The organism is Rhodoferax sp. PAMC 29310, from assembly GCF_017948265.1.
In the GTDB taxonomy this organism is placed as follows: Bacteria; Pseudomonadota; Gammaproteobacteria; order Burkholderiales; family Burkholderiaceae_C; genus Rhodoferax.
The window spans coordinates 1332042-1344519 of sequence record NZ_CP072852.1 but is presented as its reverse complement, the minus strand read 5'-3'; the positions used below and the strand labels follow the sequence as shown (position 1 = coordinate 1344519).

The 12478-nt window shown below is 56.4% G+C and carries 12 protein-coding genes; 6 read left to right on the top strand and 6 right to left on the bottom strand.

The features are described 5' to 3' along the window. Positions 1-9: 9 nt before the first annotated feature. The 5 genes from J8G15_RS06105 to J8G15_RS06085 form a co-directional block, all read right to left on the bottom strand. The gene (locus J8G15_RS06105) at positions 10-1026 is read right to left on the bottom strand and encodes a peptide ABC transporter ATP-binding protein (protein ID WP_210546633.1); all 1017 of its coding nucleotides are present in this window, start codon (positions 1024-1026) and stop codon (positions 10-12) included. Beyond that, complete coding sequence (locus J8G15_RS06100) at positions 1023-2039, bottom strand: ABC transporter ATP-binding protein (RefSeq protein ID WP_210546632.1); 1017 nt, start codon at positions 2037-2039, stop codon at positions 1023-1025. The genes J8G15_RS06105 and J8G15_RS06100 overlap by 4 nt, the downstream gene beginning before the upstream one ends. A gap of 10 nt (positions 2040-2049) precedes the next feature. Further along, the gene (locus tag J8G15_RS06095) at positions 2050-2949 is read right to left on the bottom strand and encodes an ABC transporter permease subunit (RefSeq protein ID WP_370627540.1); all 900 of its coding nucleotides are present in this window, start codon (positions 2947-2949) and stop codon (positions 2050-2052) included. Continuing rightward, positions 2946-3950, bottom strand: coding sequence for an ABC transporter permease subunit (locus J8G15_RS06090; protein WP_210546631.1), 1005 nt, complete (start codon positions 3948-3950; stop codon positions 2946-2948). Before J8G15_RS06090 ends, J8G15_RS06095 begins: the two co-directional genes overlap by 4 nt. Positions 3951-4191: 241 nt before the next feature. Continuing rightward, positions 4192-4620, bottom strand: a complete 429-nt coding sequence (locus tag J8G15_RS06085) for an SWIB/MDM2 domain-containing protein (protein WP_210546630.1) — start codon at positions 4618-4620, stop codon at positions 4192-4194. Between the two features lie 185 nt (positions 4621-4805). Here J8G15_RS06085 and rraA point away from each other — a divergent pair, with 185 nt between their 5' ends. Continuing rightward, positions 4806-5327, top strand: coding sequence for a ribonuclease E activity regulator RraA (gene rraA, locus J8G15_RS06080; protein WP_210546629.1), 522 nt, complete (start codon positions 4806-4808; stop codon positions 5325-5327). Here the strand turns inward: rraA and J8G15_RS06075 are convergent. After that, a complete protein-coding gene (locus J8G15_RS06075; protein ID WP_240538461.1) occupies positions 5324-6208 on the bottom strand; it encodes a DMT family transporter in 885 nt (294 codons plus the stop codon). The genes rraA and J8G15_RS06075 overlap by 4 nt on opposite strands. Positions 6209-6394: 186 nt before the next feature. Here J8G15_RS06075 and speB point away from each other — a divergent pair, with 186 nt between their 5' ends. The 5 genes from speB (at position 6395) to J8G15_RS06050 (ending at position 12392) form a co-directional block, all read left to right on the top strand. Then, positions 6395-7312: an agmatinase gene (speB, locus tag J8G15_RS06070; protein WP_210546627.1), complete on the top strand. Its 918-nt coding sequence runs from the start codon at positions 6395-6397 to the stop codon at positions 7310-7312. A gap of 12 nt (positions 7313-7324) precedes the next feature. After that, positions 7325-8626, top strand: coding sequence for an FAD-binding oxidoreductase (locus J8G15_RS06065; RefSeq protein ID WP_210546626.1), 1302 nt, complete (start codon positions 7325-7327; stop codon positions 8624-8626). A gap of 177 nt (positions 8627-8803) precedes the next feature. After that, entirely contained in the window at positions 8804-9526 is a 723-nt protein-coding gene (locus J8G15_RS06060; protein WP_240538460.1) for a gamma-glutamyl-gamma-aminobutyrate hydrolase family protein, read from the top strand. A 38-nt stretch (positions 9527-9564) separates the two neighbouring features. Next, positions 9565-10932, top strand: a complete 1368-nt coding sequence (locus J8G15_RS06055) for a glutamine synthetase family protein (protein WP_210546624.1) — start codon at positions 9565-9567, stop codon at positions 10930-10932. A gap of 50 nt (positions 10933-10982) precedes the next feature. Beyond that, on the top strand, positions 10983-12392 hold the full coding sequence (locus tag J8G15_RS06050; RefSeq protein WP_210547485.1) for an aspartate aminotransferase family protein: 1410 nt from the start codon (positions 10983-10985) through the stop codon (positions 12390-12392). Positions 12393-12478: the final 86 nt, after the last annotated feature.

Sequence of the window (12478 nt, the reverse complement as noted above, 5' to 3'; positions counted from 1 at the left end):
TCCTCTGGGTTATTGCTGCTGAGCAGCGGGTTGGATAAATTGTTCTGCCTCATGGCAGGCGACTTGGCGGCCCACAAGCTCGCGCAGCACTGGGCGCTCTGCCCGGCATCTTGCGGTCACGTTGGGGCAGCGAGTTGAGAAAACGCAACCTCTGGGTGGGTTCAATGGTGACGGCAACTCGCCACTCAGCACAATGCGCTTGCGGGTGTCACCGGTGCCCACGATGCCGGGAGTGGAGGCCAGTAGCGCTTGGGTGTAGGGGTGAAGCGGCTGAGCAAAGATGGCTTTCTTCTCGCCTTGCTCCACCGCATGACCCAGGTACATGACCAGCACGTCGTGGGCAATATGACGGACCACGCCCAGGTCGTGGGAGATGAAAAGGTAGGCCAGGCCAAGCTCTTGCTGTAAGTCGGCCAGCAAGTTGAGCACCTGGGCCTGGATGGACACGTCCAGTGCAGACACTGGCTCATCGGCCACGATCAACGACGGCTTGAGCATCAAGGCCCGGGCAATGGCAACCCGCTGGCGCTGACCGCCAGAGAACATGTGCGGGTAACGGTCGTAGTGCTCGGGGCGCAAACCCACCAAGGCCAGCATGGACCGGGCTTTTTCGGCGCGCTCGGCAGCCGTCATCGTCGTGTTGATCTCCAATGGGGCCTCCAACACCGCGCCAATTTTCTTGCGCGGGTTCAATGATCCAAATGGATTTTGAAACACCATTTGCACCGCTTGGCGAAGCGTCTTGCGTTCCTCCGGCGTCGCGGTGAGCACATTGACGTTGGTTAACTTCAACTCACCCGCGGTGGGTGTCTCGATCAGGGAAACCATGCGTGCCAGGGTGGACTTGCCACACCCGGACTCGCCCACAACGGCCAAGGTTTTTCCCGGATCCACTGAAAATGAGACGCCGCCGACCGCCTGCAAATGATCGGCCTCCCTCAGAAAGCCCCGGCCAATTTTGTAGACCCGGCGCAGGTCTTTCGCGACCACAACAGGGGTGATTGGGGTTGACGCTGGGGTGTTCATTGTGCGGCTCCCATGGCCACTGGCGCACCGGTTTTGGCGGCGCTTTTGGTGGCTTCGGCGAGTGGGTAGTGACAACGCACCATGCCGTCCTGCCAGGCCCGCAGAGGCGGGCGCTGCGACCGGCAACTGTCGTCGGCGTAATTGCATCGAGGGGCAAACAAGCAGCCGGCAGGGCGGTCGTAGAGGCCGGGCACCATGCCAGGAATCGTGGCCAAGCGGGAGAAGCCGTCGCTACGCTCTGGCATGGCCGCCAGCAGGGCCTCGGTGTAGGGGTGTTGGGGGACGGCGAAGATGGTTTGCGCGCTGCGCTCTTCCATCACCTGGCCGGCGTACATGACCGCCACGCGCTGGGCCATCTCAGACACGACGCCCATGTTGTGCGTGATCATCACCAGCGCCATGCCGCGTTCTTTTTGTAGGCTGCGCAGCAGGTCCAAAATTTGAGCCTGAATGGTCACATCAAGCGCCGTAGTGGGCTCGTCTGCGATCAATAGCTTGGGGTTGCAGGCAATCGCCATGGCGATCATGACGCGCTGGTTCATCCCGCCCGACATTTGATGCGGGTAGTCCTTGAGGCGCTTCTCAGGCGCCGGAATGCCGACTTGCTCCAGCAACTCAATGGAGCGCTTTTTGGCGGTTTGACCGTTCATGCCAAGATGGAGCTTGAGGGTTTCGGCCAACTGAAATCCGACCGTGAAGCACGGATTCAGGCTGGTGGTCGGGTCCTGGAAGATCATGGCCACGTCTTTGCCAATGAGCTTGTTGCGCTCACTTTGGGAGAGGGACAAAAGGTCGTGTCCGTCAAACCGGAGCTTGTCCGCCGTGACACGGCCGGGGTAGGAAACCAGGCCCATCAAAGCCATCATGGTGACGCTTTTCCCGGAGCCGGATTCGCCCACAATGCCGAGTACGCCGCCAGTCTCTAGGCTCAGACTCACCCCGTCAACAGCATGCATGACGCTGTTCTTGGAGGGAAACTCCACGGACAGATTTTCAATTTCTAATAAGGGCATAAGTGTGCTTTCAGCGCTTCAATTTGGGGTCGAACGCATCGCGCAGACCATCACCAAGCAAATTGAATGCCAGGACGGTAATCAGAATGGCCAACCCGGGGAAGGTCACAACCCACCAGGCGCGCAGCACAAATTCGCGCGCGTCAGCCAGCATGGTTCCCCATTCAGGCGATGGTGGCTGGGCACCTAGGCCCAGAAATCCCAGGGCGGCGGCGTCAAGAATGGCAGTGGAGATACCCAGTGAGGCCTGAACAATCAAAGGCGCTGTGCAGTTGGGCAAAACCTCATTGAACATCAGGCGAAGGTGGCCGGCGCCGTTCATGCGCGCTGCAGTCACATAGTCTTTCGACATTTCTGTGATCACAGCCGCACGGGTAATGCGAACGTAATGGGGCAGCACCACAATGGCCACGGCCAGCATCGCGTTCATAAGGCCAGGCCCCAGAATGGCCACAATCACAATGGCGAGCAGCAAGCTGGGCAAGGTCAGAATGATGTCCATGAGGCGCATGACGCTGATCTCAAACAGGCCTCGAAAGTAGCCCGCCGTCAGCCCCAGAATGGTGCCCAAAATCACGGATAACGTCACCACTGCCAGGCCAATGGCCAGCGACAGTCGGGCACCATGAATCAGGCGAGACAAAATATCGCGGCCAATGGCGTCAGTGCCCAGCAGGTGGGCGCTGGAGCCTCCGGTTTGCCATGCGGGAGGCGTCAGAAAGACTTCAGGGTTGGTGATGTCGGGTGAGTAGGGCGCCAGCCAAGGGGCGAAAGCTGCCATCAGCAGCACGGTCACCACAATAACCAGGCCCGCGACGGCACCTTTGTTGGCGCTGAAGTAGGTCCAGAACTCACGCAGTGGACGGGGCGGCTCGATGGCCGGATTGTCAATAATGGAGCTCACGTTCAGTGCCTTATGCGGGGATTGATGATGCCGTAAGTCACGTCAACCAACAGGTTGACCATCATCACGATGATGCCGAGCAACAGCATGCCGCCTTGTAAAACCGGGTAGTCGCGGCGACCAATCGCCTCAATCATCCACTTGCCCACACCGGGCCAGGAAAAGATGGTTTCAGTCAGGATGGCGCCCGTGAACAAAACGCCAACTTGCAGTCCAATCACGGTGACGACCGGAATGAGCGCGTTGCGCAAGGCGTGCAAAGCCACCACGCGCAAATTGGAAAGGCCTTTGGCGCGCGCCGTGCGAATGTAGTCCTCGCCCAGCACCTCCAGCATAGCCGAGCGGGTCATGCGAGCAATCACGGCCAGCGGAATGGTGCCCAGCACAATGGTGGGGAGTATCAAATGGTGGAGTGCTGACCAGAAGGCGCCTTTGTCACCCGCCAGCCAAGTGTCGATCAGCAGGAAGCCGGTCACTGGTTCAATAAAGTACATGACCGAGATGCGCCCCGAGACAGGCGTCAGATCAAGTTTCACTGAGAACAGCAGAATCAGCAGCAAGCCCCACCAGAAAATCGGCATGGAGTAGCCGGTGAGCGAGACCCCCATGACGCCATGGTCAAGGAAGGTGTTCCTCTTGACCGCCGCAAGGATGCCAGCGGGTATGCCAATCAGCAGTGCAAAAAGAATGGCACAGACCGCCAATTCGATGGTGGCCGGAAAGAGTGCGATGAACTCATCCAGCACTGGCGCGTGGGTGATTAGTGATGTGCCCAGATCACCTTGGAGCACTTTTCCAATATAGACGCCGTATTGGACGATGACCGGACGGTCCAGTCCATATTCCTTGAGCAGCACGGCGTGACGTTCGGCGTCGATACCGCGTTCACCGGCAAGCGTTTCAATGGGATCGCCTGGAACCATTCGAATCAGAAAGAACGCAACCAACGTCATGCCGATGAAGGTCGGAATGATCAAGCTAAAGCGCGTGAGAAGAAAACGTATCATCGTGGTGGGAGTGTGTGTTGAATCGCCATACTTGGTTGATATGTTATGTCGATTTCAGTGCAGATGAACTCGTGATTCTTTGACTGAATGGTCAAATTTTAGCAAGTGACTTGGCGGTAGCTGCCCAAAAAAAGTGCAAAATCCCCCAGACAAACCCGTATAGAAGTTAACGCCCCAAGGGTAATTAAACATAAAAAAACCGGCGATTGGCCGGTTTTTTCAGGGAAGCAGCAGGTGCTAATTATTTGAGGTGCTTGCCGATCAGGCCAGCCATCTCGAACATCGACACTTGCATCTTGCCAAAAACTTCTTTCAACTTGGCATCAGCATTGATCATGCGCTTGTTGACAGCATCTTGCAGCTTGTGCTTTTTGATGTAAACCCACAATTGCTTGACTACTTCTGTGCGAGCCAGTGGCGTTGCGCCAACGACAGCGGCTAGCGCTGCACTTGGTGTCAAGGCTTTCATGAACGCTGCGTTGGCGGTGCGCTTTTTGGCAGGTGCTTCTGGCACTGCGGCTTTTTTAACGGCAGTCGTCTTTTTTGCAGGTGCTTTGGCACCAGGTTTTTTGGCCGCTACGACCTTTTTTGCAGGAGCCGCGGCTTTCGCTGGGGCTGCTTTTTTTGCTGGTGCAGCTTTCTTTGCCGGCGCCTTAGTTGCAGTTGCCATGATTGTTTGTCCTTCCAGTAGTTGATTGATCACCAGAAAAAAATGGCTTCTTCGCTGGCAGCCAGAATGCTAATGGAGAATGAGGGTGCTTCCAATAGGATTAGTGCCTATTTCATTGGAGAACCTGTCTTTTTTCATGTTTTTCCCTGCCCGTCTTCAATAAATTGCCAGAAAGGTTCATGCATATGCCCGATTCCCTCGCTACTTGTGATCTCTGCGATGTTCATAAAAATGATTCATCTGGTGCATTCCGGGTGTTGCCGCCAGTGTTTCGAGACTATGGCGCGGCTCTTCGATTCAGTGGACCGGTAGAGATGGTGAAGTGCTTTGAGGACAATTCGCTGGTGAAAGCCGCGGTGGACTCGCCGGGCCTGGTGGACTCACCCGATGGGCCCATCGGGAAGGTGTTGGTGGTTGATGGCGGTGGCTCCCTTCGTCGGGCTTTGCTGGGGGGCAACCTTGGCGCTGCGGCCGCCAGAAACGGGTGGGCTGGCGTTGTGGTTGACGGTTGTGTCCGTGATGTCGGTGAGTTGGCCGAGTTTGAGATTGGGATTCGTGCCCTGGCGAGCATGCCGCTACCGACAGAAAAGAGAAACACCGGACAGGCCGATGTGGCGGTGCAGATTCAAGGCGTCTGGGTCCGCCCGGGCGACTGGTTGTACGCCGACGAAGACGGCATGGTGGTCTCTTCCCGCAAATTGGACTAGCGGCGCTGAGATCTGGCTGGCAATGTGGCGAGGACCACGCCAGCCAGGCAGATGGCGAAGGCAATGATTTGCATGGTGCTGACGCTTTCACCCAGCGCAAAGACACCGACCAGAGCGGCCGATATAGGCAACAGCACCATAAAGACGCCGGCCTTGGCGGCGGGGACTGATCGAAGGCCGGTCATCCAGAGCCAGACGGTCCAGACACTGGCTGCCAGCGCATAAAAAACGAGCAACACCCAGATGCCCGGTTTCACCGCGGCGAATGAAAAATGAAACGCCCAGTAAAGGCCCATGGGTGTCATCAAGATAAACCCCCACAGGTTGATCAGCGATGTGATGCGTTTGGCGCTCATGGTGCCGCTTAGCTTTTTTCCAATAACAGCGTAGGCAGATTCACACAAGACGGCCGCAAACACCAGCAAATTTCCCAGCAGCATGTTTGCATGAGAAGAATTGGCATCCAGCCCTTGACCAACGTCCGGAAGGTGCTCTTGTTTTGATAGTGATGCCAAGGCGATCCCAAAAGCGGCGAGCGCAATTGAGAGCCACACCCTCACGCTAATTTTCTCGCGCAGAAACGCCCAGCTCATCAAGGCCACGACCGCCGGGATGGAGGCCATGATGACGCCGGCGGAAATTGCACTTGTCATACTCACACCGTAGAGCATGCAGATCGAAAACATGAAGTTGCCCAAGAATGACTCTAGAAAGATCAACTTTTTGGTTCTAAAAGTCAAGGGCGCTTCGTCAGCAGGTTTCTTCAGCCAGTGCACGATGGCGAGGCCACCAATGCCAAATCGCATCCATGCCAATAAAAAGACCGGCAATGCCGCGACCAGTGGTTTAGACAGCGCAACATAAGAGCCAACGAGGGACATGCTTAGGGCGAGACAAAAGTAGGCACTAAGCTGTTGGGGTGCGGAAGTGGGCGATGCTTTGGGCTGAGACACGGGCGAGTCGGCGTTGATGTGATATCGCTTGATCATGCCTGATGGGTCGATGGGTTTTGATACTCTTCCAAGCCTGACGGAAGAAAAAATTGACTTGAGGTGAAAGGAGAATTTATGGCGATGGGTGAATTTGCGTATGCAAACAATAGCAATCGGTTTCTGGCGACGGAGCCACTCCATGAGCAGCCGTTCGCGCTCATGGGCATTCCCTTTGATGGCGCGGTCACCAACCGCCCGGGCGCCAGGTTTGGGCCGCAGGAAATTCGCCGTGCCAGCTTGATGCTGTGTGACGGCTTGCACTCCTTGTTTGGTGTGACGCCACTGGGTTTTCTGGGCGACGGGCACGACATGCGTTTGCCCAACGCGTCACCCCTGGCTGAAGTCCGGGCGCAGATTCAAGCGCAAGCGGCTCCCCTGATGGCCAAGCACCATTGCGTGTTCTTGGGGGGCGATCATTCGGTGACCTTGCCCTTGCTGCGGGCCGCTCGGGCCCAGTTTGGAGAGTTGGCCTTGGTTCACTTTGAAGCACATTGCGATACCTGGACCGATCATTTTGGTGAGCCGTCAGGTCACGGAACCTGGACTTACGAGGCCATTCGCGAAGGCTTGGTGAGTTCGGCCCACACGGTGCAAATTGGCTTGCGATCCAGCGGCGAGCGCGCTGCGCGTGAATACGTTCAAGATCTGGGTGGTTTGATCTTTACGGCGCGACAGATGCGAGGTCTGGATGGGGCGGGGTTGCAGCCGCTGATTGCGCAGATTCTGGAACGCGTGGGCGATCGGCCCTGTTACCTGACCCTGGACATCGATTGCATGGACCCTGCGTTTGCCCCTGGCACGGGCACGCCAGAGCCCGGGGGCATGACCAGCTCACAGGTGCTGACGTTTCTGGAATCGCTGGCGCCGTTGAATATGGTGGGCATGGACTGTGTCGAAGTGGCACCCGCCTATGACCATGCTGAGCTGACCAGCAATGCAGCTGCGACCGTCGTTTGGACCTATTTGTGCGGTCAAGTGGCCAAGTTGACCTAGAGAAAGAGACTCATGTTGCTTCAGTCGGACACCCAGCTCAATCAAAAGAGTTATTACGAGGCCACCGTTGAGAGGGATTCACCCGCGCCCGCGTTGCAGGGTGAGGTTCGGGCTGATGTGGTGGTGGTGGGGGCCGGGTTTGCCGGCCTGTCCGCGGCCATTGAGTTGGCTCAACGGGGTTACCAAGTCGTTGTTCTGGAAGCTGACCGCATTTGCAGCGGCGCGTCCGGGCGCAATGGTGGGCAGGCCATTGTGGGTTATGCCAGCGGGCAGGGTCTCTTGGTGCAGCAGCTGGGCATCGAGGGCGCGAAACAGGCCTGGAACATGTCGGTGGAAGCGATTGCACTGCTGGATGCCCGCATTGCCGAGTTTGATATCGACTGCGACCGGGTTCACGGTTACCTCTATGTGGCCGAGACCGAACGCAAGGCGAGGGCGCTGGAAGCTGAGATGCAGGCCATGGATCGCCTGTATGGATTGCCTACCGAATGGGCGACTGGCTCAGACGTGCAGCGTTTGATCCAAAGCCCGCGCTATTGCGCCGCCGCGTACGAGAAAAAGTCAGGTCACCTGCACCCGCTGAAATATGGGCTGGGTCTCGCAAAGGCGGCCCAGCGCCTGGGGGTGAAAATATATGAATCGTCACCCGTGGTTGATTTGCGACGTGGCGCCAAATTGACTGCTGTGACGCCCCAAGGGGCAGTGACTGCATCTTTTGGTGTGCTGGCGGGCAACTGCACATTGGGCGAGTACGGCCCGCGTGTCGCCCCAGAGATCAATGCGCGCATCATGCCGGTCGGCACCTACATTGTGGGTACAGCGCCACTGGCCCCAGATTTTTGCGCCCGCCTGATTGCGCGCAATGCGGCGGTATGTGACAACAACTTTGTACTGGACTACTTTCGATTCAGCGCGGACTACCGAATGCTGTATGGCGGGCGTGTCAGTTACAGCGCGCAGACCCCCGCACGCTTACAAGAACGCATGGCCACCCGTTTGGCGGCGGTATTTCCTGAGTTAAGCGGCGTCCCCATTGAGTATGTGTGGGGAGGGTTTGTGGATATCAGCATGAACCGAGCGCCTGACTTTGGTCGCTTGGGGCTCAATTTGTACTATTTGCAAGGGTTTAGCGGGCACGGAGTGGCCTTGACGGGTTTTGCCGGTCAATTAGTGGCGCAGGCGGTGGCCGGTCAGTCCGGGCGATTTGATGTGTTTGCATCACTGCGACATCGTTCCTTTCCTGGGGGCTCGTTGTTACGCATGCCCAGCTTGGTGCTGGGAATGCTGTATCACCGTCTGCGGGACGCTTTTTGAATAGGATGTAGTTGGTTTGTGGGCGAAATTTGACAGCGCAGACGGTTCGCAGCACAGAGCGAGGGTATGCTTGCACATCAGCCACAAGGCATCGGTCTTTGGCGCGCCAAATTTATCGCGGAGGACGTCATGACACAGTCACCATACCTGGTTTGGCTGCCAATGGATCACCGGTTTTTGGGCAACGCCCCGCACCAGAAACCATATTTGATACTTGGCGATAAATATGCCAGAGCGGCGCGCGATGCCGCAGCAGTTCAGCCGGTGTTATTTCCTTTGGCCGATGGACAGGATATGCCTGCCCTGCTTGACATCGTCGACGGCGTCATGCTGACAGGGTCGCCCTCCAATGTGCATCCCTCCCAATTCAACGAGGAGATTTCCGACTCCAACATGCAACTGGATATGGATCGGGACGCCCTGACACTGAAATTGGTGCGAGCTTGCGTTGATAACCAAGTGCCCTTGCTCGGTTTGTGTCGTGGTTTTCAGGAAATAAACGTCGCGATGGGAGGCACTTTGCACCAGCATGTGCACAGGCAGCCGGGCATGGCGGACCATCGAGAGTTGGCAGTTGAGACAACTGAGCAGCAGTACGCGCCCCGCCATGAGTTGTTCCTGACCAAGGACTCGTTATTGGCTGAGTGTGCGGGTGCTGGGTCTGTCTGGGTGAACTCACTGCATACTCAAGGCATCAATCAATTGGCTGCGGGTCTGCGTACACTTGCAGTGGCTCCCGATGGGCTCGTCGAGGCATTTGAGGTAGAAGGCGCGGGCGCGTTCACATTGGGTGTGCAATGGCATCCCGAGTGGAAATGCATGGACACGCCGTTTTATTTGGAAATTTTTAGGCGTTTTGGTGAGGCCTGCCGCGCCCGGAATCGCGCGCGGATGGTCTGATTTTGGTATGAGTTGAATCAAGTAATTTGGAGCATTGGATGAGTGAAAAAAAAGCCATGAATTTCAACGACCTTGAGCAGTGGCTCAATGAACGCAGGGTGACGGAGATTGAGTGCCTCGTACCTGACTTGACCGGCGTTGCCCGCGGAAAAATTCTGCCCCGAGCGAAGTTCACTGAAGATCGGGGTATGCGTTTGCCTCAATCGGTCGTGGCCTTGGGCGTGACGGGGGAGGTGCCAGAAAGTGGCCCGTACTACGACGTCATCGATCCAACCGACAAGGACATGCAACTGCGCCCCGACCCTTCATCGGTCCGGATTGTCCCTTGGGCATCTGACCCGACCGCTCAAGTCATTCACGATTGCTTTGATCACAACGGCAACCTTGTTCCCTTTGCACCTCGCTCGGTGTTGCGCAAGGTTTGCAAGCTTTTTGCCGACGAGGGGCTTCAGCCTATCGTGGCTCCCGAACTTGAGTTTTACCTGACAGCGCGCAACACCGATCCAAATACTTTGCTGCGGCCGCCCATTGGTCGAAGCGGTCGAGCCGAGACCTCACGACAGGCTTACAGCATTGATGCGGTGAACGAATTTGACCCCTTGTTTGAAGAGATCTACGACTATTGCGACAAGATGGAGTTGAATGTTGACACGCTGATTCACGAAATCGGCGCTGGCCAAATGGAGATCAACTTCTTCCATGCTGAACCGATGGGGTTGGCAGATGAGGTGTTTTTCTTTAAGCGCACAGTTCGTGAAGCGGCTCTACGTCATGACATGTATGCCACCTTCATGGCCAAACCGATTGCCGGTGAGCCAGGCAGTGCTATGCATGTTCATCAGAGTTTGCTGAACGTTGCCACCGGTCAAAATGTGTTCAGCAATGAAGACGGCACACCGTCTGAGACTTTTCTGCACTACATCGGTGGCTTGCAGCGCTACATTCCAACCTCCATGGCGCTGGTGGCGCCCTATGTGAACAGTTACCGGCGTTTGGCCCGCAACTCGGCCGCGCCGATCAATATCGAATGGGGTTATGACAATCGTACGGTTGGCATCCGCTCACCCATATCTTCACCGGCTGCGCGACGAGTTGAAAACCGGGTGATTGGTGCTGATGCCAACCCGTATATCGCCATGGCCATGACGCTGGCGTGCGGTTATCTGGGCATGAAAAACAAGATCAAGCCCAAGCAAGCCATGAAAGGTGATGCCTATTTGGCGCCCTATGCGCTGCCACGCAGTCTGGGCGAGTCGTTGGACTGGCTGCGACGCGATTCAGATTTGCATGATGTGCTGGGCAAGGAATTCATCACGGTCTACCTTGAGATCAAAGAATTGGAGTTTGACGAGTTCATGAAGGTCATTTCTCCATGGGAGCGTGAGCATTTGTTGCTTCACGTTTGATCGATACCATCGTAGGAGACTTCTTGGCCGCAATTGCGCCGGTGAACGACATGAACGCATCAGACGCCACTAAACCCTTGACGACTCAGGAAATGCAGGCCTTGGACAGTGCACATTTCCTGCATCCGTTCACGGACTTTAAAGATCTGGCATCCCAAGGCGCCCGGATCATTGTCAGGGGCGAGGGCATCTACGTCTGGGATTCCGAGGGCAAAAAGCTGCTTGATGCCATGAGTGGATTGTGGTGTGTCAGTGTGGGCTATGGTCGCGAAGAGCTGGCAGAGGCGGCCTACCAACAAATGATGAAGCTGCCGTTTTACAACAGCTTCTTTCAAACCACCAACGAGCCCGCTGTGAAACTGGCAGCCAAGTTGGCCTCACTTGCGCCCAGAGTCGGAGACCGAAGTTTTAACCACGTTTTTTACTCCAGCAGTGGGAGTGAAAGCAACGACTCCAACTTACGTATGGTGCGGCGTTACTGGGATCTTTTGGGGCAGCCACAGCGCAAGGTGATCATCAGCCGGGTGAACTCCTACCATGGAAGCACCGTGGCAGGAGCCTCGTTGGGCGGCATGAGCGGTATGCATGCTCAAGGGGACTTGCCCATTCCGAATATCGAGCACATTGAGCAACCGTACTTTTTTGAAAACGGCTTGCCTGGCGAAAGCATTGAGACCTTTGGAGTGCGAGCAGCGGGGTGGCTAGAGCAAAAGATTCTGGCGATCGGGCCCGACAGGGTGGCTGCTTTTATTGCTGAGCCGTTGCAAGGCGCAGGCGGTGTGATTGTGCCGCCCGACACCTATTGGCCGGAAATCCAGCGCATTGTCGATAAGTACGACATTCTCCTGATCAGCGACGAAGTGATCTGCGCGTTTGGTCGTCTGGGGCACTGGTTTGCCTACGAAAAGTTTGGCTACAAGCCCGACTTGATCACCTTCGCCAAGGCCGTGACGAGCGGCTATATCCCGCTCGGTGGGGTGATGGTGGGCAATCGTGTGGCTGACGTACTGATTGAGAAGGGCGGCGAGTTTGAACACGGCTACACCTACAGCGGGCATCCCGTCGCTTGTGCAGTTGCCCTGGCGAATTTGGAGATCATGGAGCGCGAGCAATTGCCTCAGCGCATTCGCGGCGAAGTTGGGGATTATTTTGCCCGGCGCTATGCTGAGTTGAACGATCATCCCTTGGTGGGCGAAGCTCAGTCCTGCGGCCTTGTAGCCGGCTTGGTACTTTTGAAAAATTCGGAAACCAAGGAACGCTTTGCGAGCGACGTGGGCGTCGGCATGATCTGCCGAAGGCACTGCTTCGAAAATGGATTGATCATGCGTGCTGTGGGTGAGCGCATGATCATTGCGCCGCCGCTGACTGTGTCCATTAATGAAATTGACGAAATGATGGGCTTGATTCGTGTCGCCCTCGACTTGACTTTGGATGAACTTGAATCCAAAGGGCTTCGCTAAGCCCTTTGGTGTGCGATCCCTTCGGATATGTGCCGATTGACTGCTTTAAACTTGTAACGACCTTTAATTTGACCTGTTCATAGGAG